Origin of the sequence: Rhodococcus sp. Z13 (assembly GCF_025837095.1) — a bacterium.
GTDB classification, from domain to species: Bacteria; Actinomycetota; Actinomycetes; order Mycobacteriales; family Mycobacteriaceae; genus Rhodococcus; species Rhodococcus sacchari.
The window spans coordinates 3872104-3895863 of record NZ_CP107551.1 but is presented as its reverse complement, the minus strand read 5'-3'; the positions used below and the strand labels follow the sequence as shown (position 1 = coordinate 3895863).

The 23760-nt window shown below is 68.1% G+C and carries 22 protein-coding genes; 13 read left to right on the top strand and 9 right to left on the bottom strand.

The genetic code is table 11. The features are described 5' to 3' along the window. The first annotated feature begins 104 nt into the window (after positions 1-104). Both OED52_RS17755 and OED52_RS17750 read left to right on the top strand, forming a co-directional pair. Positions 105-1634 (top strand): sugar transferase, encoded by a 1530-nt coding sequence (locus tag OED52_RS17755; RefSeq protein WP_413247683.1) that lies wholly within the window; start codon positions 105-107, stop codon positions 1632-1634. Between the two features lie 137 nt (positions 1635-1771). Continuing rightward, entirely contained in the window at positions 1772-2206 is a 435-nt protein-coding gene (locus OED52_RS17750; RefSeq protein ID WP_264152154.1) for an SRPBCC family protein, read from the top strand. A gap of 67 nt (positions 2207-2273) precedes the next feature. On the opposite strand, the gene OED52_RS17745 is transcribed toward OED52_RS17750, so the two are convergent. After that, positions 2274-4013 (bottom strand): DUF726 domain-containing protein, encoded by a 1740-nt coding sequence (locus OED52_RS17745; protein WP_264152153.1) that lies wholly within the window; start codon positions 4011-4013, stop codon positions 2274-2276. A gap of 492 nt (positions 4014-4505) precedes the next feature. On the opposite strand from OED52_RS17745, the gene OED52_RS17740 reads away from it, so the two are divergent. Further along, on the top strand, positions 4506-6014 hold the full coding sequence (locus OED52_RS17740) for a sugar transferase (RefSeq protein ID WP_264152152.1): 1509 nt from the start codon (positions 4506-4508) through the stop codon (positions 6012-6014). Positions 6015-6217: 203 nt separating this feature from the next. After that, complete coding sequence (locus tag OED52_RS17735) at positions 6218-7138, top strand: SDR family oxidoreductase (protein WP_264152151.1); 921 nt, start codon at positions 6218-6220, stop codon at positions 7136-7138. 53 nt (positions 7139-7191) lie between these two features. On the opposite strand, the gene OED52_RS17730 is transcribed toward OED52_RS17735, so the two are convergent. The 4 genes from OED52_RS17730 to OED52_RS17715 form a co-directional block, all read right to left on the bottom strand. Continuing rightward, positions 7192-7560 carry a hypothetical protein gene (locus OED52_RS17730; RefSeq protein ID WP_264152150.1) on the bottom strand — a complete coding sequence of 123 codons (369 nt, stop codon included), beginning with the start codon at positions 7558-7560 and terminating at the stop codon, positions 7192-7194. Positions 7561-7802: 242 nt separating this feature from the next. Further along, positions 7803-8612 carry an aspartate dehydrogenase domain-containing protein gene (locus tag OED52_RS17725; RefSeq protein ID WP_264152149.1) on the bottom strand — a complete coding sequence of 270 codons (810 nt, stop codon included), beginning with the start codon at positions 8610-8612 and terminating at the stop codon, positions 7803-7805. Further along, a complete protein-coding gene (locus OED52_RS17720) occupies positions 8609-10009 on the bottom strand; it encodes a gamma-glutamyltransferase family protein (RefSeq protein ID WP_264152148.1) in 1401 nt (466 codons plus the stop codon). The genes OED52_RS17725 and OED52_RS17720 overlap by 4 nt, the downstream gene beginning before the upstream one ends. A gap of 4 nt (positions 10010-10013) precedes the next feature. Next, the gene (locus tag OED52_RS17715) at positions 10014-10451 is read right to left on the bottom strand and encodes a VOC family protein (protein ID WP_264152147.1); all 438 of its coding nucleotides are present in this window, start codon (positions 10449-10451) and stop codon (positions 10014-10016) included. Between the two features lie 205 nt (positions 10452-10656). On the opposite strand from OED52_RS17715, the gene OED52_RS17710 reads away from it, so the two are divergent. Next, positions 10657-11310: a GntR family transcriptional regulator gene (locus OED52_RS17710; protein ID WP_264152146.1), complete on the top strand. Its 654-nt coding sequence runs from the start codon at positions 10657-10659 to the stop codon at positions 11308-11310. A 4-nt stretch (positions 11311-11314) separates the two neighbouring features. Here OED52_RS17710 and OED52_RS17705 read toward each other — a convergent pair whose 3' ends face one another. Genes OED52_RS17705 through OED52_RS17690 form a run of 4 tightly spaced genes read right to left on the bottom strand, consistent with a single transcriptional unit; the run spans position 11315 to position 14078 of the window. Beyond that, entirely contained in the window at positions 11315-11959 is a 645-nt protein-coding gene (locus OED52_RS17705; RefSeq protein ID WP_264152145.1) for an SAM-dependent methyltransferase, read from the bottom strand. A 4-nt stretch (positions 11960-11963) separates the two neighbouring features. After that, on the bottom strand, positions 11964-12293 hold the full coding sequence (locus OED52_RS17700; RefSeq protein ID WP_264152144.1) for a hypothetical protein: 330 nt from the start codon (positions 12291-12293) through the stop codon (positions 11964-11966). Between the two features lie 41 nt (positions 12294-12334). Continuing rightward, complete coding sequence (locus OED52_RS17695) at positions 12335-12853, bottom strand: nuclear transport factor 2 family protein (RefSeq protein ID WP_264152143.1); 519 nt, start codon at positions 12851-12853, stop codon at positions 12335-12337. Continuing rightward, positions 12846-14078: an aromatic ring-hydroxylating oxygenase subunit alpha gene (locus OED52_RS17690; RefSeq protein ID WP_264152142.1), complete on the bottom strand. Its 1233-nt coding sequence runs from the start codon at positions 14076-14078 to the stop codon at positions 12846-12848. Before OED52_RS17690 ends, OED52_RS17695 begins: the two co-directional genes overlap by 8 nt. Positions 14079-14275: 197 nt before the next feature. Here OED52_RS17690 and OED52_RS17685 point away from each other — a divergent pair, with 197 nt between their 5' ends. The 8 genes from OED52_RS17685 to OED52_RS17650 all read left to right on the top strand — a co-directional run bounded on the left by OED52_RS17685 (position 14276) and on the right by OED52_RS17650 (position 23513). Continuing rightward, on the top strand, positions 14276-15565 hold the full coding sequence (locus OED52_RS17685; protein WP_264152141.1) for an amidohydrolase: 1290 nt from the start codon (positions 14276-14278) through the stop codon (positions 15563-15565). A 170-nt stretch (positions 15566-15735) separates the two neighbouring features. Then, complete coding sequence (locus tag OED52_RS17680) at positions 15736-16566, top strand: ABC transporter ATP-binding protein (protein WP_264152140.1); 831 nt, start codon at positions 15736-15738, stop codon at positions 16564-16566. 124 nt (positions 16567-16690) lie between these two features. Continuing rightward, positions 16691-17410 (top strand): ABC transporter permease, encoded by a 720-nt coding sequence (locus OED52_RS17675; protein WP_264152139.1) that lies wholly within the window; start codon positions 16691-16693, stop codon positions 17408-17410. A gap of 50 nt (positions 17411-17460) precedes the next feature. Continuing rightward, complete coding sequence (locus OED52_RS17670) at positions 17461-18477, top strand: ABC transporter substrate-binding protein (RefSeq protein ID WP_264152138.1); 1017 nt, start codon at positions 17461-17463, stop codon at positions 18475-18477. Positions 18478-18479: 2 nt separating this feature from the next. Continuing rightward, positions 18480-20699: a xanthine dehydrogenase family protein molybdopterin-binding subunit gene (locus OED52_RS17665; RefSeq protein WP_413247682.1), complete on the top strand. Its 2220-nt coding sequence runs from the start codon at positions 18480-18482 to the stop codon at positions 20697-20699. Beyond that, a complete protein-coding gene (locus OED52_RS17660; protein WP_264152136.1) occupies positions 20696-21502 on the top strand; it encodes an FAD binding domain-containing protein in 807 nt (268 codons plus the stop codon). Before OED52_RS17665 ends, OED52_RS17660 begins: the two co-directional genes overlap by 4 nt. Continuing rightward, complete coding sequence (locus OED52_RS17655; RefSeq protein ID WP_264152135.1) at positions 21499-22068, top strand: (2Fe-2S)-binding protein; 570 nt, start codon at positions 21499-21501, stop codon at positions 22066-22068. Before OED52_RS17660 ends, OED52_RS17655 begins: the two co-directional genes overlap by 4 nt. Beyond that, positions 22065-23513, top strand: a complete 1449-nt coding sequence (locus OED52_RS17650; protein ID WP_264152134.1) for an amidohydrolase family protein — start codon at positions 22065-22067, stop codon at positions 23511-23513. The genes OED52_RS17655 and OED52_RS17650 overlap by 4 nt, the downstream gene beginning before the upstream one ends. Positions 23514-23760 lie beyond the last annotated feature (247 nt).

Genomic DNA, 23760 nt, shown 5'->3' with positions numbered 1-23760 from the left:
TTCCGGGTGATACTTCCTTGACCGGCAGGACCGCTCTTGGTCCTGCTCATCGGGGAGAAATGAATGTCTCGGGGAGGAGACAACTGTGTGGGGAGGACTGCGGGATGACGACGGTCGATGACAGAGGAGTCGACCCGTCCGATACGCCGCGACGTTCGGCTGTCCGGATGTCCGCGGACGCGTCGCCGCGCGTCGGGCTGAACCGGCGCAAGTGGCAGGGCGCGTATGTGAAGAGGCTGGCCATCACCGATGCGGTGGTCGTCGTCTTGTCCGTGCTGCTGGCCCAGTGGATCCGGTTCGGCTACGAGGACCTGCTCGATCCCGCCAGCGGAACCAACTTCAACTACGCGATCTTTTCCGCCGTCTTCATCGTCGGATGGCTCACGGCGCTGAGTGTGTTCCGCACGCGGTCGCCGCGGGTGATCGGCGCCGGCTACGACGAGTACCAGCGCGTCGTCTCGGCGACGCTGGCGTTGTTCGGGACGATCGCGATGGTGGCGTTCCTGGCTCAGCAGGACATCGCCCGCGGATATCTGGCGATCGCGTTGCCGACGGGTCTGGCGGGGCTGCTGTTCGGCCGGTTGATGTGGCGCAAGGTCGTGGTGCGCAAGCGCAGCCGCGGTGAGTTCCGCACCTCCGTGCTGGTCGTCGGTGCGGCCAAGGCGGTACAGGACATGGCCCGGGACTTCGCGCGTCAGAAGGACGAGGGCTATCGCGTTGTCGGCGTGTGTGTTCCGCGTTACTCGGGTGCGCCGGGGGAGTCCATCCAGGTCGGCGACCGGAGGATCACCATCTACGGCGACGAGCGGTCGGTGGTCGAGGCGGTGCAGCTGTCGGGTGCCGACACGGTGGTGGTGACGGCGACCGAGACGCTCGGCACCGAGGGCATCCAGGATCTGGTGTGGCAGCTCGACCCGCTGGACACGGATCTGGTGGTGGCCACCGGTGTGGTCGATGTGGCCGGTCCGCGTCTGGAGATGCGTCCGGTGGCGGGTCTGCCGCTGATCCACGTCGAGAAGCCCAGCTACCACGGGGCCAAGCGCAGCGGGAAGCGTCTGTTCGACCTGGCGTTCGCGGGTGCGGCGCTGCTGGCGCTGGCGCCGGTGTTCGCGGTGATCGCGGCGCTGATCAAGCTCGACGATCGGGGTCCGGTGTTCTACAGGGCCGAGCGGATCGGTCTGGACGGTGAGCCGTTCGGGATGATCAAGTTCCGGTCGATGGTGGTCGACGCCGACAGGATGGTCGACACGCTGCTCGAGCAGAACGAGGGCGCCGGCCCGCTGTTCAAGATGCGTGAGGATCCGCGGGTGACGAAGGTCGGCCGGGTCCTGCGTCGCTTCAGCCTCGACGAGCTGCCGCAGTTCATCAACGTCCTGCGCGGCGAGATGAGTGTGGTGGGTCCGCGTCCGCCGCTGCGGCGTGAGGTCGAGGCTTACGACGGTCGGGTCAAGCGCCGTCTGCTGGTGCGTCCGGGTGTGACGGGTCTGTGGCAGGTCAGTGGCCGGTCGGATCTGTCGTGGGACGAGTCGGTGCGGCTGGATCTGAAGTACGTGGAGAACTGGTCGATGGTTACCGATGTGCTGATCGTCGGGAAGACCCTCAAGGCGGTCGTCGCCAGCGACGGCGCCTACTGAGTCACCGAAGACCGTAGGAGAGGCCTCGGACCGGACAGGTCCGAGGCCTCTTTCGTTTTCCACGCGACGTTTCCGGCAGCCGCTCCCCGGTCACACAAGAGGGAACCGACGTCCCCCGCACACGAGGAGTGCCCGGCATGGTCAGCGTCTCCGACAGCTTCGACATCGACGCCTCACCCGAGCAGGTGATGCGCGCCCTCGAGGATGTCGAACACATCCCCGACTGGTCGTCGGCACACAAGCGCGTGGAGGTGCTCAGCCGCTACGACGACGGCCGCCCGCGCCGGGTGCGCATGACGTTGTCGCTGTTCGGGTTTTCCGACACCGTGACGGTGGAGCACCAGTGGACCGGGCATTCGACGTCGTGGTCGCTCGTCGAGAGCTCCATGCAGCGCAGCCAGGACGGGGAGTACGCCGTCGAACCGAGTGGGGACGGCACGCGTGTGCACGTGACCATGTCGCTCGACCCGAAGGTTCCGGTGCCGGGTTTCGTGCTGCGCCGGGGACAGAAGCACGCGGTCGAGGCGATCCGGAAGGGACTCACCGGCTTTGTGTACAGCCACTACACATAACGCCGAGGAGGCGGGACTGTGGGCACGACCGATGCCGGCCGATCTCTCGGCCGGCATCGGTGTCGGTTCATCGCCCGCGGCCCCCTGCGCTTCCCGTGCCGATGATTGCACTTCCGCTGCTCAGGCCCGAGCTTCCCGTTCCCGGGTCGGGCTGGTCATCGAGTCCGTCCTCCGGCCCGAAGGAGAACACGACATCCTCTGCGCTGGAGGTCGACTCGACCACCGTTACCGGGATCCGAGCCGATCGGCCGTCCTGCTCGACGATGATGTGGTGTTCCCCCATCTCCGCGTTGTCCGGCACGTTCACCGCCAGCAATGCATTGCCGTCCTCATCGGTTTCGAAGGTGCCGACCACTTGTGGATCGGAGGCGAAGATCGTGACGCCGGGCTGACTTGCAAGCCATCCGCCGAGGGAGATCAGAACCTGCTGCCCTCGCTGCAGCAGGGTCGGCTTGGGTTCGGCTGTTGGAAGCGAGTATCCGAGGTCCTGCATGATCCGATATGCGGCGCATTCGTAGAGGACGGTGTTCTTCTGGCCCGTCACCGGACAGGTGATCTTGGTATTGGATGACCCGTAGGAGCCATGACCGAGGTATCCCAGGATGAGATCGGATTCCACCGTGTCCTGGCTGTTCACGCGCGGGTTGCAAATGACGTCACGCGACAGGCAGAACGAGCTGACCACGTTCCTGTGGCCGCTCAGATAATTCCGAATGTCGGCGTCAGCTTCCATGTTCATTCGGACGACCAAGCCGGTGTAGCTCGTTGCCGTGCCTTCGTGTCGCTCACCCACTCGTCCGGGCCGCGCGTTGGGATCCCCGAAGAAGACGACGGATTTGATGATCCCGACTTCTTCCTCTTCCGCGTTCTGGGCGAGATAGCGGTTGATGACATTCGCGCCTTGTGAATATCCGGCCAGCGCGACACGTGTATCCCCGTCGCACTTGTCGTAGAGGGCCTTTACGATGCGCTTCAGGTTCGCAGCGCCGATCTCGACTGATTCTGCGTACCCTGCTGGGTACTGACGGTCGAGAGGGTTCACAGGAATGGCCGGGTAGGCCACGGGCATGAAGTTGAAGTCGTAGTCCACGGACGACTGTCGCTGCAGGAAGTCGAACATCGGTGCCAGCCGACTACCGATGCCGAGATCGACGGTGCCGTCCTCGTGATAAGGCTTGTTCTTACTGGCGTTCACCCGGTAGTAGGCGAGATCCGGAGTCTGAGGATCCTCGTTCGAGCCGCGAACACCGATGAAGGTCGGCGACCCGCAGACGATCCCCGGACGAAGGTCACCGGATCCGGTGGTTACGGCCGATGAAATGGCCGAACTGAGTTCTTCGGTGTTCGTCGCGGTGAAGTACTGACCGCCCGTGACGTTCGCAATGCAGCTCAGTTCGCTTTCTGCATTGCTGGGAGCGTTGAAGCCGACTGCATGGACCCGGAAGTCGATGCCGAGCTGATCCTTCAACTCTGCAGCCGTGACACACGGGTCGCCGCAGGTGCTGTAGCCGTCGCTGATCAGGATGATGGTGCGATCGCCGCTGGAGGGCAGATCGTTCGCGGCTGCTCGGAGTGCATCGGGCGTAGGAGTGCCGCCGCCGGCCCAGAGGCCGTTGGCAGCAGATTCCAACTCGTCACGGTTGTCGGTACCGACGGGCACGAGCAGGCGGCCCCCGTCGCCACATTCCCCTTCGAACGAACGCAAACCTGCAGCCTGTCCCGGAGCGAGAGCATCGATGCCCGCGCGCAGGGCTTCCTTGGCCTGTTCCAGCGGCGTGCCGTACATGGAGCCGGAAGTGTCGACCACGAACAGGACGCTTGGTTCAGCTGGGTCGGCGTGGGCCAGGAGTGCCGCGATCGAGCCGAGGGCCAGGGCAACTGCCCCCGTGAGAGTGACGAGAGCTCGACCGACGATCTTCGGTACTCGCGAACGCGATCTGTGTTTACTCATGGGCAGCCACCTGTCTTTTGCGTGTTCTGCCCAGATAGGCAGCACTCCGCTTTGTATCGGCGGGAGATGAGTCCTGTAAATCGTGTGATCGAACGACACAGAGGCCGAGATCTGGGCGCCGTTGCTTGCCGACTCGGCATCTGATCCCGGAGGCAAGTGATCACCTCGGGTGAGTTCTTCGCGTTGCCACGTGTCGGTAACGATCTTGTGCGACGATTTCGGACATATAACGGGTGGGGGCGTCACAGGGAGGTGGCGCCGTCGACACGGGATATCGGGTGCCGAGTGGATCGGTGATTCGTGCTCCGCAGCGTCTCGGGGAGGAGACACGGTGAGGGTTCTTTCGTCATGACCGCGGTCGGGGAGCAGAACTACAAGTCCGCGAACCGCATTCGCCACCGACGCACGGACGCGTCCGGGGCCACGCGATGGGACTGGCAGAAGTCCTACATCACCAGCCTGTTCTGGACGGACGCGGCGATCGTCGTCGCGGCGGTCCTGCTCGCGCACGTGGTCCGCTTCGGCCACGACGCGACCACCACGGTGCACGGCCTCGGCTCGCTGGACTACACGATGGTCTCGACCGCCTTCGCCCTCGTGTGGATCGGCTTCCTCGCCCTGTTTCGCACGCGCTCGCACCGGGTGATCGGGGCGGGTTTCGAGGAGTACCAGCGGGTCGTGTCGGCCTCGCTCAACCTGTTCGGGGCGGTCGCCATCGTGGCGCTGATCTTCCGGATGGATCTCGCGCGCGGCTACCTGGCGATCGCGCTGCCCGCCGGTCTCGCCGGCCTGCTGTTCGGGCGGTGGGTGTGGCGGAAGATCGTCGCCAGGAAGCGTCGCCGCGGCGAGTTCACCACGGCGGTGCTGGTGGTGGGTGGCTCCCGGGCCGTGCGGCACATGGCGAGCACGTTCCATCGGCAGATCGGCGAGGGTTACCGCGTCGTGGGCGTGTGCGTCCCGCGGTACTCGGGCATGCCCGGCGAGCACGTCGACGTCGAGGGTCGGAAGATCCCCGTCTACGGCGACGAGAGCACCGTCGTCGAGGCGCTGCGTGAGTCCGGCGCCGACACGGTGGCGGTGACGGCCACCGAGACCCTCGGCCACGAGGGCATCCGCGACCTGCTGTGGAAGCTCGAACCCGAACGCGCCGATCTCGTGGTGGCGACCGGCGTCGTGGACGTGTCCGGCCCGCGCCTGGAGATGCGCCCGGTGGCGGGCCTGCCGCTCATCCACGTCGAGAAGCCCAGCTACCACGGCGCGAAGCGCAGCGGGAAGCGCCTGTTCGACCTCGCGTTCTCCCTCGCGGCACTGCTCGTGCTGTTTCCGGTGTTCGCGGTGATCGCCGCCCTGATCAAGCTCGACGACCGCGGGCCCGTCTTCTACAGCTCGGTGCGCATCGGGCTCGACGGAAAACCGTTCGGGATGATCAAGTTCCGCTCGATGGTCGTGAACGCCGACAAGCAGGTGACTTCGCTGTTGGAGAAGAACGAGGGCGCCGGCGTGCTGTTCAAGATGCGCGAGGATCCGCGGGTGACGCGGGTCGGCCGCATTCTGCGCCGCTTCAGCCTCGACGAGCTGCCGCAGTTCGTCAACGTGCTGCGCGGGGAGATGAGCGTGGTGGGGCCGCGACCCCCGCTGCGGCGTGAGGTGGAGAGCTACGACGGCCGGGTCAAGCGCCGCCTGCTGGTGCGACCGGGCGTGACGGGCTTGTGGCAGGTGAGCGGCCGGTCGGATCTGTCGTGGGACGAGTCGGTGCGGCTCGACCTGTCGTACGTGGAGAACTGGTCGATGGTCAGCGACCTGCTGATCATCGCGAAGACCGTCAAGGCCGTGGTGACGAGCGAGGGCGCGTACTGAGACCCGCCCTGGAAACAAGATCGACCGACCGATAGCGTGATCCTGTCGCTGTGCCCCCCGGCAGGCGACACCGGGCCCCGCCGAATGGTTCCTCGCATGCCCAATCGGCGGGGTCCTTCTCTGCGCCGCGTTTGCGGGCCCGACGCGTCGGGAAGCCGTTCCGAGGACCGCGAACCACACCTCGACCCGCAGGACGGCACTCCATGTCAGACGACGACGCCCACCGGACCCGCACCGACCAGCTGCACTTCCAGGACCCGGTCGCGCGCTATCCCTCCATCTCACCGCCGAAGCAGGACCAGCCGGAACCGGGCCTCGACGCCGACCTCGTGCCCAAGGCGGACATCGGCGAGTTCTCCTACCGCGGCACCGGACGCCTGACGGGCCGCAAGGCCCTCGTCACCGGCGGCGACTCCGGCATCGGCGCCGCCACCGCCATCGCGTTCGCCCGCGAGGGCGCCGACGTCGCGATCTCCTACCTGCCCGACGAGCAGCCCGACGCCGAGAAGGTCGCGCGGATCATCTCCGACAGCGGCCGCAAGGCCGTGGCCATCCCCGGCGACCTCGCCAACGCGTCCTTCTGCGCCGACGTGGTGAACAAGGCGGCCGACGAACTCGGCGGCCTCGACATCCTCGTCAACAACGCCGGCAAGCAGATCGCTGTCGACGGGCTCGAGGACCTCGACGACGACCAGCTCGAGCAGACCTTCCAGGTGAACATCCTCGCGATGTTCCGCACCACGCGCGCGGCGCTGAAGCATCTGCAGCCGGGGTCGACGATCATCAACACCACGTCGATCGTGGCGTACCAGCCGTCGCCGCCGCTGCTCGACTACTCGTCGACGAAGGCCGCCATCAACAACTTCACGAAGAACATGGCAACCCAGTTGGCGAGCAAGGGTATCCGCGTCAACGCGGTGGCGCCGGGCCCGATCTGGACGCCGCTGCAGCCGTCGGACGGCCAGCCCAAGGAGGAACTCCCCGAGTTCGGGCAGAGCACGCCGCTGGGCCGGGCCGGGCAGCCCACCGAGCTGGCACCGGCCTACGTCTTCCTGGCGTCACCGGAATCCAGTTACGTGGTGGGGGCGACGATCCACGTCAACGGCGGAATGCCCTCGCCGTAGAGCGGATACGACGATGCCCGCGCGGAACGCATCCGCGCGGGCACCTGGCTGTGTCAGACGGCGTCGGCCGCCGCGGTACGCCCGAAGATCCGGGCAGAGGCGGTGGAGATGGGCACCACGGGTGCCGCGCCGGGAATCGAGTGGAGCAGCGCCGTCACGATCTGGCCGGGATCGGCGCAGGTGCTCGAGTACGAAACCTCACGGACACGCAGTTTTTGCAATGAGAGTGCTTCGGCTGCAGTGCAGTAACCGTCGAGTATGTCTTCCGCCACGATGGCGTAGTCGAGGTCGTCGTCGACCTCGGAGGTGATCTCGATGCCGGCATCGGCGAAGCGGGACCGGAATTCGGTCCAGCGGTCGGCCTCCACGGGGTCGGTAGGAGCGCCGAGGAAGAGAACCCGGATCTGTTGGGTATCACGCACGGAATTCGTCACAGGCTTCTCCCGAGGGTCGTCGGTCAGGTGGACGGAGGATTCCGCTCCCGGTGGGGAGCTACACCTCCACCTGCGAGATGTGTTGTTTCACACTGTGTACAGCACGTGTTCACACCTTCGCCACCCGAATGGCGCCCGGACGGCGAGAATGTGACCTAAGTCGTCCCAAAAGGGTGGTTCGCGTGGCTGTTCCGGATCCGTGGCGGGACCATGGACCCGGACGGGACGATTCACCCGGCCGGTTCGACCACCACCACACCCGGCCCCACACCGCGGGCCAGCGCGGCCAGCACCTCGAGCACCGACAGCGCGGTGACCGCCGAGGTCCGCCCACCGGAGGACGGGTCGACGGCGTTGGTGAAGCTCAGCTCGTAGCGACCCACCGGCGAGGTCCACTCCAGGACGTGCCGGGTCTCGGTGGCGGCGGGGTCGGCCACCACGACGACCTCCACCCGGTCGAGCCCGAGGGTGGCCAGGGCGAGGGTCACCGACGAGTTCGACGTCTTGGGGAACCGCAGCGCGGCCTCCCGCGCCGACCCCCGGAACACCTCTCGCGGGGCGGTCAGGGCCTCTTCGACGCCCAGCGCGGTGGGCCGCTTGATGGTGGTGTGCCGCAATCGTGCGTCGGCGGTGCCGGCCCGGGCCGCGGCGGCGAGGATGTCGAAGCCACCGAGCGCCCCGGTGGGCAGCAGCACGCGGCCGGGCCCGTCGACGAGGACCTCCGGATCGGCGCACTCCGCGAACACCCCGGCCGAGCAGACGACGACGTCCTTGCCGAGCCTGGTGACGTGCGGGATCAGTTCGCGGGCCGCGGCCACGGTGGCCGCCTCGACCACCAGGTCGCTCGCCTCGAGGGCGTGCTCGGTCTCGGCGACGGTGCTGCGCGAACACAGCACGGCGGTCAGATGGACCCCGGGCACCTCGTCGTGTCGGATCGCGTCGGCGACGGCGTGCCCGATGGCCCCGGCTCCGACCACGCACACCGCGACGTCCTTGGCGGGTGTGGGGAGGACGGAGGAGAGGGAGAGTCCGTTGGTCATACGGCCACCGCCGTCGAATCCCACCGCGGATCCGCCGCGGCGGTGAGACCGTCCGGGGATGTCCGGACGAGTGTGTGCGAGGAACGTGCACCGAGATGTGGCACGTCGCGTCCCTCCTCTCGAACCGAGCCGTCTGCGTCGAGCATCCAGCGGGCGGTGGTGAGCGCGTCTGCCAGCCGATCGTCGGGGAATTCCCTCGGACCGGACAGCAGATGACCGAGCAGTTGTGCATTCCACGGTACCTGTTGGCGCCCTCCCGGGGTGGCACCTAGAAGCCATCCGTTCGGATGCCGTATCCCCCAGGCGTGGAGGGTGGTGAGGGGCCGTCGCCCGGGCACGGGCGAGTTGGGATGGTCGGGGGTGAAGGTGAATCCGCGACCGGCCCGGTTGGACAGCACGAGGTCGTAGTCCTCGACGACGATCCCGCTGCCGTACTGCGGGAACGAGTTCGAGTGCACGAGCACCACGACGTTGCCCTCGTCGTCGGCGGCGGCGATCGTCGACGTGCCCTCGTCGGTGCCGAGGTCCCCGCGCAGCAGTGCGGCGAGGCTCGCGGCGACCGTCTCCGGGGAGACGGTCGACGGGGCGTTGCGGGCGAGGACGTCGGCGAGGGCGGCACCGTAGGTGGGCAGGTGTGTCACGAACAGTGCGCGGGGTGAGTCCTCCGCGACGGGCCGCGACGGTGCGGTCCGTTCGTCCGCGACCGCGGAGCGCAGGTCGGCGGCGGTGAGCACCCCACCGTGCCCCTCGACGGTGCGCAGCAGGGCTTCGGCCAGTGGTCCGTCGTGGAACAGTGCCGCACCGCGTTCGGTGAACTCCTCGAGCGCGCGGGCCAGGCCGGGGAGGACGACGGTGTCGCCCACCTCGTGCGGCCTCGATCGTGGGGAGTAGCGGCACCCCTCGGGTTGGTAGGTGGCCAGCAGTGTGCGCGACTCGGATTCGAGCAGGGCGTTCATCGGCGACCACCACATGCCGCTGCGGGCGAGCTCGACGGCCGGCGCGGTGAGCCGGTCGAGCGGCAGCCGTCCGCGGGCGGCGAGGGCGGCGTAACCGGCCGGGGCGCCCGGGATGCCGACGGACAGTGGTCCCGTGGGCGCGACCTGCCAGTCGGCCGCGGCCGCCGCGTCGTACAGGCCCGCGGCCGCGCCGCCGAGGGCGACGAGCGAGCGGGGTTCGGGATGGTCGGGGGTGACGACGAGCGCGACCACGTCGCCCGCGAGCCCGCACTTCGACGGCAGTGCGACGGTCTCGGCCATGGCCGTCGCGATCGCCGCGTCGAATGCGTTGCCTCCCTCGCGGAGTACTCGTGCGCCGATGGCGGCGGCGGCTTCCGCTCCTGCTGCGACGGCACCGGTGGTGCCGGACGCCACGCAGCCGCGGGCGCGTAGGTCGAGCACGGTCTCACTCCTCGATCTGGCTGGGCCCGTAGTGGCGGAGTTCGATGACGTGGCCGTCCGGGTCGGTGACGTAGACGAGGTCGGCCGGTCCGCGGGCACCCCAGCGGCGGTAGGGGCCGTCGATCTTCTCGAAGATCCCGGATTCGACGAGGGCGTAGAGGTCGGTCTCCTCGATCTCGATGGCGAAGTGGGAGACGTTGGTGCCGGTCTTGGGGTTGCGGGCGTCGAGGTCGAGGATCTGGCCGGGGCGGATCTCGACGGAGGGGAACGGGACTGTGCCGGCGCGGTATTCGTCGAGCCGGTGGACGAGGAAGCCGAACTTCTCGACGTACCAGCGGAGCGATGCCTCGGGATCCGCGACGCGCAGGACGATGTGGTCGAGCTGCTTGACGGTGACGGAACCCTGTCCGGTTGCGGGGATGTGTGAGTACGTGACGGTCATTGGTATGTTGTATCCAATCTGCGTTACGCCCGAAGGCTTCCGGGGTGAACGACATGTTTCCCGCGTGTACGCGATGTTGAAACATCTATTTCTCTTGTACCGGTGATGGATTGGCGGGAAGTTCGCAACCCCGTGTTCACGTCGACTCGGCTACGATCACGGGTACTGCATCATTCGCGTATCCAATAGCCAAGTGAGGAAGCCAATGTCGTCTGTCGGATCGCGCCACCGTTCCCTTCGCGACGAGACCGTCGACGAGCTCCGGCGTCTCATCCTCGACGGTGAGCTCGCCCCCGGTGAGCGGCTGTCGGAACTGAGCATGTCGGAGCGTCTGGGTGTCTCCAGGCTTCCTGTGCGCGAGGCGTTTCGGCGGCTGGAGGCCGAAGGTCTGGTCGAGTCGCTGCCGCGGCGCGGTGTCCGCGTCGTCGAACTCGACCAGCACGAGCTCGACACCGTCCGGGAGATGCGTGTCGCGCTCGAGCTCATCGCGGTGCGCCGCACCATCGTGAAGGCCGACCCGCAGGTGCGCGCCACGCTGCGCACGATCCTCGAGAAGGGCAACGAGGCCACGGAGGCCGGCGACCGCGAGACCCTCGACGCCCTCAACGACGAGTTCCACGAGGTGCTGGGCGAGGGAAGCGGATCCCGTTTCCTCTCCGAGGTTCTCCGGTCCGTGCGCAACCAGGCGCACCACCTCGTCGGCGGCAAGAGCCACGCGGTGGGACCGTCCTGGTCGGAGCACGCCGCCATCATCAGCGCGACCCTCGACAACGACGAGGAGCTGGCGATGATGCTGATGCGCCGCCATCTCACGCAGCGGCACGTCAACCAGGGTGGGGCCGAACGCGCCGAGGTGTGAGGGGTCAGGCGAGGAAACGGAAGAAGCGGGTGTTCTCGGGCAGGTGCCGGGTCTCACCGCGGTAGCGGTGGGCGCCGACGGTCCAGCCCTGCTCGGCCGATTCGTGGACGGTCACCGTCTCGAAGCCGGCCTCGGCGAGCACGGCGAGCACCTGCGCGGCGTCGGTGCCGCGGGTGCCGTAGGTGCTCCACACGACGAGACCGCCCGGAGCGCAGAGCGAGGGGAGGGTCTCTGCGGTCCGGGCGGCGTCCTGGGGGGAGATGTTGGCGAAGACGCCGCACAGGACGACGAGGTCGGCGGGCACCGCACCGGCGTACACCGCTGTGGTGCCGGCATCGCCGTGGATCACCTCGACGTCCGCCAGCCGGGTACTTCCCAGTGCCCCTTCGAGGAACGACACGTTGAGCGGATCGATCTCGATCATGCGTGCCGTGACGTCCCCGCCGCGGGGGTGGTGGATGAGCACGGGCAGCAGGTCGCGGGCCTGTCCCGAACACGCGCTCACCGCGCGGAGGGGACCGGCGGGAGCGGCGTCGAGAGCCTCGTACAACACGTCCTGGACCATCTCGAGCCGGTCGGTCTCCACCGAGTCGAGGGCGTCGTAGGGGGCGTGCCAGGAATACCAGGACTGTTCGGGCAGCGTCGGCACGGCGTCAGGCCTTCGGTGCGTCCGAGGCGTCGAGACCGATGCGCTGCAGGCGGTCCTCCGCAGTGCCCTCGATGACGCATTCGAGCTGCGTGGCGTTGAGTGCGGCCATCTCGGGGATCTTCTTCTGCGCCAGGTGCTGTCGCTCGAACTCGGCCATCGACTCGAAGTGTGCCTCGAGCACCATGTGGTGGAGTCCGCCGAAGGCGGGGGCCCAGACGGAGTAGGGGGTGAGGCCGGCGGCGGTGAGGAGGGCGTTCTTCTCGCGCTGGGCCTCCATGAACTTCGGCAGGGTGCCGAACTTCAGGTTGCGCAGGATCTGGTGGCGGTACGACATCGTTGTCCTTCGGAAAATGCTGCAGGGGGTGGGGGACGGGTCTACGGGGTGTCCATGTGCGGCACCTTCACCCAGCCCTGGTCGAACGGGGTGGTGAAGAAGTTGTGCACGCGCATGTAGGAGATCAGCCACTTGCCGTCGACGCGGCGGAAGTCGTTGTCGTACGAACCCGCGATCCACAGCGGCTGGTCGCCGCGGTAGGTGCAGGCCTGGAAGTACATGAACCGGCCACGGGCGACGTCGCCGTCGAGATCGATGGACGGGTTGGTGACGAAGTGGGCGGAGAAGGGCATCCGGGCGACGTTGCGGTCGAACTTCTTGATCAGCGCCTCGTGGCCGGTGGCCGCCCAGCCGGGATTGCCGTGGGGGCCCACACTTTCCCAGGAGCCGTCCTCGGTGAACAGGCGGGCGACCTTGATGCCCTTGTCCTCCTTGGCGTCGGTGGCCGCCATGTAATCGACCATCAGGCCGGTGATCGCTTCGCGCGATTCGAGTTCGTCGAGGCGGCGCAGGACCGTCTCCATGACGCGGGGGTCGGTGAGGTAGGAGGTCTCAGACATCGGCGGTGAGTGCCTTTCGGTAGCGTTCGATGAGCCACTGGTTGAGCTGCGGGATGTTCGATTCCAGCCACGACAGCGGGCCACGGGGCGCGTACCGCGAGCGCAGGCCCTGCTGGAGCGCCTCGGTGGTCACCGCGTCCTGGTGGATGGCGAGTTGCTTGCGCTCCATGAACTTCTCGTACGCCTCGTGGAAGCCGGGCTCCTCGACGGCGGACTTCGGGTAGAGGTTCACGCGACGCAGGTTCATCGAGCCGGGGCCGGTGGGGTGGATCATCGCGAGCTGCACGAAGGTGGGCTGCAGGATGGAGAACAGCATCGGCGGGATCGACGCGAACATCACACGCTTGCGCTGTTCCTCGGTGAGGCCGGGGATGATCTGGGTGGTGCGCTTGCCGTCGGTGCTGGCGAGGCCGGCGTTCTCGTCGACGAGGTAGGTGGGGTGCATGATCTGGCCGTCCCCCTCCTCGAAGTCGAAGAAGCGGGCGTTCTTGGCGGGCGCGGCCTCGTGCACACCGCGGTGCACGTAGCTGGTGTGGTAGGGCTCGAGTGCGTTGTCGTGGTGGATCTTCCAGTTCCACTTCTGGTCCTCGTAGACCACCGCGGGCATCGCGACGAGCTCTTCGAGGCCGAAGGTCGACAGTTCCTCGTCCATGCGGCGGACGGAGGGGGCGAGGGGTTCGGCGTTGTCGTCGAAGTTGATGAAGACCAGGCCGTGGAAGATCTCGTGCCGGATCCGGGGGAGCCGGATGGTCTCGCGCAGCTTCTTGACGGGCACGGTCTCGGTCATCGACGGGGCGGCGACGAGTCGGCCGTCGAGTTCGAACTGCCAATTGTGGTAGGGACACTTCATCCTGCGCCCGTTGAGGCAGGGGGAGGAGGGAGTGCGGCCCTCACCGGCGAGACCGCCGAAGAGGGGCTGTCCACGATGCTGGCACACGGCCGACATCACGCGCACCTCGCCGGTGAGGTCGCGGAGCATGACGATGGGTTCGTCGAGGATGGTCAGCGGCAGCTGGTCGCCGGGTTGGGGGATCTCGTTGACGTGCCCGATACACAGCCACTCACGGGAGAAGATCGCTTCCTTCTCGAACTCCCAGAAGTCCTCGCTGGTGTAGACCTCGGGCGGCAGCAGGCGGGCGGTGGCGACGGGATCGGTGCATCCGTCGACGTCGGCGAGCACTCTTTCGGCGGCCGCGATGGCGCGGGGACTCAGGGGCCTCTTCACGGTTCGCTCCTTACTCGAGGATGTTGTATCCAGACTAGGAATCGGTCGTTACGCGGGTGTGTCGTCGTGTGAAGCGTGAGAAAACGTCTCCGCCCTGATATTTCGGACGCATACCTCTCTCTGTCAGGATGGCGGAGCGCCGGTGCGGCACCGGAGGTCGAATGCATCTTGTATCCAGAATGGAGTGAGGTTCCGGCGTGGAAAGAAGCGGTACTGCCACATCCACCGACACGATCGTCGCTGCCGTCCTGGACCGCGCCGCCGAGCAGGGGATCGACCCTGCCTGGCTGAAGGACGAGGTCGTGGAGTTCTACCGGGACCTCCATCGGTATCCCGAGCTCTCCGGCACCGAATACCGGACCCAGTGGGCCATCGGTGAGGCTCTCGCCGTCGCCGACGTCTGGTTCCAGGAGTGCACCCCGTCGGGGCTGGTGGCGGTGCTGCGGAACGGGCCCGGCCCGGTGGTGTGGGTGCGCGCCGACACCGACGCCCTGCCTCTGACCGAGCAGACCGGCCTGCCCTACGCCAGTACGGTCACCCAGGAGCTACCCGACGGCAGCGTCGTCGGCGTCATGCACGCCTGCGGACACGACGTCCACACCGCCGCCCTGGTGGGCTGCCTGCGGCAACTCGACCGCGAGCGCGACGGCTGGAGCGGCACGGTGGTGGGCATCTTCCAGCCCGCCGAGGAGACCGGCCGCGGTGCACTGGCGATGCTCGACGAGCTCCTGAACGGTGAACCGGCCGAGCACGTCCCGCGGCCCGACGTCGTCTACGCCCAGCACGTCACGTCCGCTCCGCTGGGTCGGGTGGTGTGCCGGCCCGGATGGTTCCTCTCCCACCAGCGTTCGTGGCGGGTGACGGTGCAGGGGCGGGGTGGGCACGCGTCGCGACCCCACCTGGCCCGCGACCCGATCGTCGCCGCTGCCTCGATGGTCGGGACGCTGCAGACGGTGGTCTCCCGCGCCGTGGACCCGTTCCGGATGGCGGTGCTCACCGTCGGCACCTTCCACGCCGGGACCAAGGAGAACATCATCCCGGCCGAGGCCGTGTTCACCGTCTCCGCCCGCACCTACGAACCCGAGGTGTCGCAGGTCGTGGAGGAGACGATGCGCCGCATCCTGGAGGGGGAGGCCGCCGCACACGGGGTGAGCATCCGGATCGAGGAGGTGTCGGACATCCCGGCCTGCTACAACGACCCCGCCGCGACGTCGCAGGTCGCCGATGCCCTGACCGGCGTCTTCGGTGACGATGTCGTCGCCCCACCGGATCCGTTCCCGGCCGCCGACGACTTCTGCCACTACGCCCGGGTTCTCGGTGTGCCGGCGGTGATCTGGAACTTCGGGGTGCAGGCGGCGGAACTCTTCGACGGCGACGAACCCCCGCCCCGCAACCACGACGCCCGCTTCGCTCCGCACCCGGAGCACGCGGTGACGCTCGGGGTCGTCGCGGCCACGCGGGCCGTCACCAATTACCTGCGCTCGTAGTTGGATACAGAAAACAGCCGAATCGACGGTCCGCGGGGATCCCGAACCGGAATTCGGATGAATCGGAAACATCTTCGAAACCGTTCGAGCCTTCTGCCGTAAAGACTTCTGGATACAACATTCCGTGTCGGTCGATGTTCTGTCGGCCAGAATTTCCTACAGGAGGAAGCGTGCCTGGGTCATCTCAGCCCTACATCAGCCGCGCGGAGCCGCCCGTCGCCACCCTGAACGACGAGCGTGTTCGCCTGCAGGACGTGTGCATCGTCCACGGTCGCGGCGACAAGGCCGTCGTGGCGGTGGAAGGCGTCGACCTCCGCGTCGGAGCCCGCGAGATCGTCTCGATCGTCGGGCATTCCGGCTGCGGCAAGTCCACGCTCCTGCGGGCGATCGCCGGTCTCCTGCCCAATTCGTCGGTGCAGGGCGACCTCTCGGTCATGGGCCGTACACCCGAGGAGGCCCGCAAGTCCGGGCTCATCAGCATGGTCTTCCAGGAATCGGTCCTCGCGCCCTGGCGCACGGTGGAGCGCAACGTGACGCTCCCGCTCGAGGTGGCGCGGGGCCGCACCCGCACCCCCGGCCGCACCGCCTCGGAGCAGCTCGAACTGGTCGGCCTGAAGGGCTACGAGAAGCGCTACCCCAAGCAGCTTTCTGGAGGACAGCGTCAGCGCGTCTCGCTCGCCCGGGCACTGATGATGGAACCCGAGGTGCTCCTCATGGACGAGCCGTTCGGGGCCCTCGACGAGATCACCCGCGACGAGATGCACTCCGAGCTGCTGCGCATCTGGGAGGCCACGCACGCGTCGATCATCCTCGTCACCCACTCCATCGCCGAGGCGATCTTCCTGTCCGACCACGTCGTGGTCATGTCCTCGTATCCCGGCCGCGTCGCCGACACGATCAGCATCGACTTCCCCCGGCCGCGACGCAACGAACTCAAGGACTCTCCCGAGTTCGCCCGTATCGCCCACCGCATCCGCCTGTGTCTGGAGCAGAACCGATGACCACCGTCGCCGTCCCCACCACAGCCACCTCCACCCCCACCGAGGCTCCCGTCCGGGCGGTCATCCCCCCGCCGCCCGGACGGGACTCCTCTTCCGCATCTTCAAGTTCGCCCGCTCGTGGCTCGTGCTGGGCCTGGCGGTCGTCCTGTGGCAGGTGGTGGTCGAGGTCTTCGACATCCCCCCGTACATCCTGCCGGCGCCGACGGAGATGATCGCCTCCTTCGCCGACAACCCCGGCCTGTTCCTCGAGGGACTGTGGGCCACCACCCTGATGTCCCTGGGCGGCTTCGGTGTCGCCATCGTGGTCGGTGTGGTGCTGGCCGTGCTCATGGCCCGCAGCGCCCTGTTCGAGGAATTGGTCTACCCCTTCCTGAACATCATCCGAGTGATGCCGACGGTGGCGATCGCCCCGCTGCTCATCATCTGGTTCGGCCGCAACGCCCTGCCCATCATCATCTGCTCGTTCCTCATCGCGGTGTTCCCCATCCTCGTCGACGTCGCCCACGGCCTGACCTCGGTGGACGAGGACCTGGTGAGCGTGATGAAGCTGGCCAACGCCAGCGAGCTGTCGATCCTGCTGCAGGTGCGCATCCCCAACGCCCTTCCCTACCTGTTCTCGTCGTTCCGCGTGGCCGCACCGGGCGCGGTGGTCGGTGCGCTCCTCGGTGAGTACATCGGCTCACGCGAAGGTCTCGGTTATCTCATCACCGTCTACTCGGCCCAGCTGAACACCGCCGCGGTGTTCGTCCTCGCCCTGCTGTCCTGCCTCGTCGGCATCGTCTTCTTCAACGTGTGCGTCTGGCTCGAGCGCGTCTGCGTCCCGTGGAAGACCGTCGTGCGCTGAGCCTTCCCCCTCCGAATCCCGCACTTTCCCTACAGCCCCCGGGAGTATCCATGACCCTGCCTGCCCGTCGTACCTGTGTGATGGCCGCCGTCGGCCTCACCACGGCCCTGTTCGCCTCCGCGTGCGGTTCCTCGGACGCCGAGACCACCGAGGACGGACTGACCCCGTTGAACATGGCGTTCGAGTGGACCTGCTCGGGTGACTGGTCGGTGGTCTACGCCGGCCTCGAACAGGGCATCTTCGAGAAGAACGGCCTCGCCCTGAGCTATGACCGCGGCCAGGGCGGCTCGGACACCGTCCCGATGGTCGCGGCCGGCGAGTTCGACCTCGGTCTCCTCGGCGCCGCCCCCACCATCATCGGTGCGGGGCAGGGCCTTCCCATCACCGTGGTCGGTGCCGCTGCGACCTCCGGCCCGGTCACCATCCTGGCGTCGCCGGACATCAAGTCCCCCGCCGATCTGGAAGGGCACTCGCTGTCGGTGCAGACCGATCAGTTCGAGGGCGCCATGTGGGAGGCGTTCGTGACGGCCACCGGCATCGACGGCAGCAAGGTCGACGTCATCCCCTCCGACGACGCGACCACCACCGAGTTCCTCGACGGCAAGATCGACGCGCTGGTGGTGTTCTACCCGACGGCCTCCACCCAGGCGATCCTCGATGCCCGGCCGGACCTGACCGTCATGCCGATGCAGGAGTACGTGCCCGCCTACGGCCACCTGATGGTCGCCAACAACAGCTACCTCGCCGAGAACCCCGACGCTGTCTCCGGTTTCGTGACGGCGTGGACGGAATCGGCCAAGTGGGTGCTGGACAACTGGGACGACGCCTACGACCTGCTGGTGAGCAAGTGCCCCGAAGTCGATCCGGCCGCACTCGAATTCAGCATGGACGCCTACTTCGACGGTTACACCGGCGGTTACGCGGCCGAGAACGGTCTCGGCACCTTCGAGATCGCGGGCATCGAGACCACGCAGGACATGCTCGAGAGCGCCGGTCTCGCCAAGGACCGTCCGATCGACGAGTTCGTGACGCTCGAGTACCTGCCGAGCGAGCCGATCGTCCCGTAACGATGGACGCGCCACGTCCGCGCTCGTCGGCCCGATCCGACGGACGCACCCGCACAGGGGCCGGTACCGTGCCGGCCCCTGTCGGGGTGCGTGGCATCCGCCCGCAGGACGAAACCAAACTGCGAGGCGAACACCGCTTCGCGCCCATGCTCCACACCGACGGCGAACTGCACGCCGTCACCGTGCGGGCACCCGTCTCCCGGGCCGGGATCCGACGGGTGGAAACCGCGGCGGCACTGCGCGTTCCGGGTGCCGTCACGGTGCTCACCGGAGCCGACCTGCCCGGGCGGCGCCTCGGATCGAAGGTGCAGGACCAACCCGTCCTCGCCCAGCACGAGATCCGGCACTTCGGCGAACCCGTGGCCCTCGTCGTCGCGACCTCCGCACGGGCCGCCCGGACGATGGCCACCGTCCTCACCCTCGACCTCGACGTGCTGCCACCCCTGGTCGACCCGAGCCGGGCACTGGATGCGGAGGCACCGCAGGTCGGTCCCGACGGCAACCTCGTCACCACTGCCCGCACCTGCCGCGGCGATGCGAGGGGAAAGCGGGTGGTGCGACGCAGCTGGCGCACCGGCCGGCAGGACGCCGCCTTCCTCGCCCCCGAGGCCGGACTGGCGGTGCCCGACCCCGACGGCACCGTGCACCTGTGGGTGGCCACCCAGGACCTGCACGCCGACCACCTGCAGGTCACCCGCGCCCTCGGTCTCCGCGCCGACGGGCTGGTGCTGCACCACGCCGGCATCGGCGGCGCGTTCGGTGGGCGGGAGGACATCACCGTCCAGGCACACCTGGTGCTCGCCGCGCTGCGCACCGGCCGGCCCGTCCGTATGGCCTACACCCGCGCCGAATCGCTCGCCGCGCACCCGAGCCGCCACCCGATGCGCACCGAGGTGGAGCTGACCTGCGACGACGACGGCCGCTTCGTCTCGCTGCGCACCCGCACCCTGCTCGACGGCGGCGCCTACGCGCACACCTCGCTGCCGGTCACCGCGATCGTCCACGACTTCAGCGCCGGCATGTATCGCTTCGACGCGGTGGACCTCGAGACCACCACCGTCTACACCAACAACCCGCCCGCCGGGGCGATGCGCGGCTTCGGGGCGACGCAGGCCTGTTTCCTCATCGAATCCACCGTCGACGCTGTGGCCGCCGAACTCGGCATCGACCCGATCGACCTGCGGCGCAGGAACCTCCTCGAACCGGAGGAACCGCTGGCCACCACCGGCCAGCCCCTCGCCGGATGTGCCGACCCCCGCGAGGTGCTCGACGCAGCACTGTCCGTCCCGGAACCGGCACGTGCCCCGGCGGAGGGGATGCGACGCGGTACCGGTGTGGCGCTGGGGATCAAGAGCGCCGGCCTCGGGCACGGCAAGCCCGACCCCGCCACCGCCGCGGTCCGGCTCACCCGCAGCGGCGTCGAGGTGATCTCCGCTGCGGCCGACGTCGGCCAGGGCGTCGACGAAGTACTGCGACGGATGGTCGGGCACCACTTCCCGGGCCTGCCCGTGACCGTGCGGGTGGCGGACACGAGTTTCCCCACCGCCGGCGGCAGCAAGGCCAGCCGCCAGACCATGGCCAGCGGGGGAGCGGCCGCCGGTGCCGCAGAACGCCTCGCACAGCGCCTGCGGGAACGAGCCCGGGACAAGGGAAGGCCCGTGCCGGATCGGTGGAGCCACGACGATCTCACGGCACTGCTCGGAGACGACCACGCGGACACCTGGACCGAAACCGACACCAACGACGGGCCACCGACCGGACCGGGCCGTCCCCACAAGGCCTTCCAGATCATGGCCCACCGCGCCGTCGTGGACGTCGACGAACTGACCGGGGAGTGCTCCGTCGTGCAGGTGGTGTGCGCGCAGGACTGCGGACGAGCCGTCGATCCGGTCGCCGTGGAAGGCCAGCTCGTCGGCGGCACCGTCCAGGGCGTCGGCTTCGCCCTGTGGGAGGAACGCGACGTGGATGCCGAAGGACGCCAGCTCACCACCGGATTCGGCGACTACCTGCTGCCCGGCGCGACGGACGTGCCCGAGGTGGTGCCGGTGATCGTCGAACACCCCAAGCTCGATCTGGCGTTCGGCGCGAAGGGAATCGGGGAAGGCCCCTTGGTCTCCTCACCCGCTGCCGTCGCCGCGGCGATCCGAGCGGCCACGGGTGAGCCGGTCGCGTCCATCCCGGCCCGGCGTGTGGTGCCGACGAGAAGCGAGGTGCCCGCATGACCACACACCTGTTCGCCTCCACCTGGGACGAGGCCCTGCACGGCGCGATGACGCGGGACGCGGTGATCGTCGGTGGTGGAACCAGCGTCCAACCCTGGCTGACCAGCACCGGGACGGAGCCGTCGGTGCTGGTGTATCTGCGGGACGTGCCGGGAGCCTGGTCGGTCGTTCCTGCCGACTCCCTGCCGGATGCAACGGCACACTCGGCCGGCCGGTTGCGGGTGGGTGCGATGGTCTCGGTCACCGACCCGATCCTGCGGCCGTTGTTCGGCGGAACCGAACCCTCCTGGTTCGCCACCCCTGCGGTGCGACGGCGGGCCACGGTGGTGGGCAATGTCGTATCGCCGCTCGGGCCACGCGAACTCGTCCCCGTACTGGCGGCGTGTGGAGCGCAGCTGGTCGTGATGGGGGAGTACGGCACCCGCATGGTGGAGGTGACGTCGATACCGATGACCGGACTCGCAGCCGGCGAGATCGCCTGCGGCTTGGAGCTGTGCGATCCGGAGCGCGTCGCCTTCCGTCGAGTGGCACTGCGGCCGAGCGTGAGCCGGTCGGAGGTCGCGGTCGCGGCGGCCGTCGGAGACGGCTGCGGTGCCACGGTATCGATCGGTGTCGGCGGTCCGACACTTCGCCTCGAAGGCGCGGAGGAATGCCTTCGTGATCCCGGGGGAGCCGAGGACTTTGCCGACGCCTGCGTGCGCTCGTGTCTCGCTGCGGGCGATGTCGATCCGAAGACATTGCAACTGGTGAGCGGAATGGCAGAGCGAGTCCACCGCGACCTGCACAACCCGAAGGGGGTATGAGCACGATGACCTCGCAGGAGATGGGCGAATCGGCGACGACCCGGCTTCCCGTGGAGCCCGACGTGCAGGCCGTGGCTCCCACGTGCACGGTCGACGGCCGGCCGACGCCCTTGCCGGAGACCGGCACCGAGAGCCTGTGGGAGGTGTTGGATTCCCACGGCGTCGCACTTCCGCTCGGGTGCGCGAGCGGCCACTGCGGTTCGTGCACCGTCCTCGTGGACTCGGTACCGACCCCGTCCTGCCTCGTTCCACACGCCGCGGCACGGGGAAGCAATGTCGCCACCGTCGCCACGGCAGCCGAGGACGCGCTGATCGCGGCGATGCTCGAGCACGGCGCGGTCCAGTGCGGATTCTGTTCTCCGGGCATCGTCGTGACGCTCTCCTGGTTCCTTCGCAGGGCTGCTGCGGAAGAGCGTGTCGTCACTGCCGACGAGGTGCGGGAGGTCCTGACGGGGCATTTGTGCCGGTGCACGGGATACGCCGCCGTGGTGCAGGCAGCCGTGGCGGCCTCGGCGGAGATATCGGTGCGCGGGTCGGAGACCCCGGTGGAAGGAGCAATGCCGTGAGCCTGATCGCGATCGTGGGTGGGCGGGTGCTCACCATGGACGACCGCCGACGGATCCTCGATCGGGGAACCGTGCTCGTCGAGGACGACCGGATCAACGCCGTCGGACCGGATGACGAGGTGGAGATCCCGGCCGACGCCGAGATCATCGACGCGGCCGGCCAGATCGTCATGCCGGGGCTGGTCAACTCCCACACCCCTGGCACGCAGTCGTTGCTCCGGGCCGGTGGCAATCAGGACCGCGACCTGCTCGACTGGATGTTCAACGACCTGTATCCGGGGCTGGCGGCGTATTCGTTGTCGGACGTGAAGGTCGCGCTCGAACTCTTCTGCCTCGAAAGCATCCGGTCGGGCGTCACCACCGTCGTGCTGAACGACCACGTGCACCCGTTCGATCCACTGCCCGCGATCGACACGGCCATCGAGGTCCTGGGGCGCACCGGCATCCGCGCCGTCTACGCACGCATGTTCACCGACGCCATCAGACCGTCCTCTCCGACCTTCCTCCAGACGGTGCGGGCTAGGGAACCGGAGGTACGCCCGGCGAGTGTTCTACGTGAAACCACCGCGATCCTGAGCGACCTCGACGAGATGTACCGGAAGCACGACCGCAGCTACGGTGGCCGGATCCGCGTGTGTGCGTCACCCTCCACGGCCAGCACGACGTCGTTGCAGGCCCTGGAGTACAGCCGCGACCGCGCCCGAACGCAGGACGGCATCTGGGCTCTGCATCTGTCGGAGACGCCGGGGGATCGGCCGGTCGGTGAGATGAGCGCGGTGCGCTATCTCGACTCGTACGGCCTGCTCGACTCCCGGCTGCTGCTCGGCCACTGCGTGCACGTCGACGCCACCGACATCCGGCTGATCCGGCGGGCGGGCGCGTCGATCTCCACCCAACCGGTGAGCAACGGCGTGCTCGGCTCCGGAATCGCACCGGTGCCGGCGTTCCTCCAGGCCGGCATCAACGTCGGCATCGGCACCGACGACGCGAACTGCAACGACGCCTGCGACGTCCTGTCGGACCTCAAGACGCTGGGCGTGGTGCAACGCGCCGTCAACTGCGACGCCGCCGCGGTGGCCGCCGAGGAGCTGATCGAGATCGCCACGCTGGGCGGTGCGCGAGCCGTGAGGCAGGCCTCCGACATCGGTCGTCTGGCAGCGGGATACAAGGCCGACGTCGTCCTCCTCGATACCCGCAGCTCCCACCTCACCCCCTCGTCGTCGATCCCGGCCGCGCTCGCCTGGCAGGCGACCGGCCGGGACGTCCGCACGGTGCTCGTCGACGGCCGCGTCGTGATGCGCGACGGCGTCGTCGACTGGTTGGACGGGAACGCCGAGGCGGGGCTGCTCGCAACGGCATCCGAACGCGCCGAGGCGATCGCTGAACGCGCCGGTATCGCTACGACGCGCCCGTGGGAGAGTCGAGGTTTCTGGCGACATGGGTAGCCGTGGGTGCGACAGGGCTCAGGAGTCTGCCAGCTTCGTCTCGCCTCAGAGCACGAGGCGGATGTATGCCCGATCGTCGAACGAATCGTTTCCCGGTAACCACGCCTTGGTGCCGCGGAGCTCACCTATGCACAAAGGGTCTGCATTCAGTCCTTCCTTCAAGCGAGCCTCGGCGTCAACAAGGGTGGGACACGACTGGACGTAGCCGTCGGTGTGGAGGACCAGCTCTTTCACACCTATCGGGACG

Coding starts and splice junctions, on each gene's coding strand:
- OED52_RS17665 (WP_413247682.1), top strand. CDS start 18,480: ATGGACGCGCCACGTCCGCGCTCGTCGGCCCGATCCGACGGACGCACC.
- OED52_RS17695 (WP_264152143.1), bottom strand. CDS start 12,853: ATGTCTGAGACCTCCTACCTCACCGACCCCCGCGTCATGGAGACGGTC.
- OED52_RS17710 (WP_264152146.1), top strand. CDS start 10,657: ATGTCGTCTGTCGGATCGCGCCACCGTTCCCTTCGCGACGAGACCGTC.
- OED52_RS17670 (WP_264152138.1), top strand. CDS start 17,461: ATGACCCTGCCTGCCCGTCGTACCTGTGTGATGGCCGCCGTCGGCCTC.
- OED52_RS17755 (WP_413247683.1), top strand. CDS start 105: ATGACGACGGTCGATGACAGAGGAGTCGACCCGTCCGATACGCCGCGA.
- OED52_RS17750 (WP_264152154.1), top strand. CDS start 1,772: ATGGTCAGCGTCTCCGACAGCTTCGACATCGACGCCTCACCCGAGCAG.
- OED52_RS17735 (WP_264152151.1), top strand. CDS start 6,218: ATGTCAGACGACGACGCCCACCGGACCCGCACCGACCAGCTGCACTTC.
- OED52_RS17715 (WP_264152147.1), bottom strand. CDS start 10,451: ATGACCGTCACGTACTCACACATCCCCGCAACCGGACAGGGTTCCGTC.
- OED52_RS17725 (WP_264152149.1), bottom strand. CDS start 8,612: ATGACCAACGGACTCTCCCTCTCCTCCGTCCTCCCCACACCCGCCAAG.
- OED52_RS17700 (WP_264152144.1), bottom strand. CDS start 12,293: ATGTCGTACCGCCACCAGATCCTGCGCAACCTGAAGTTCGGCACCCTG.
- OED52_RS17660 (WP_264152136.1), top strand. CDS start 20,696: ATGACCACACACCTGTTCGCCTCCACCTGGGACGAGGCCCTGCACGGC.
- OED52_RS17655 (WP_264152135.1), top strand. CDS start 21,499: ATGAGCACGATGACCTCGCAGGAGATGGGCGAATCGGCGACGACCCGG.
- OED52_RS17740 (WP_264152152.1), top strand. CDS start 4,506: ATGACCGCGGTCGGGGAGCAGAACTACAAGTCCGCGAACCGCATTCGC.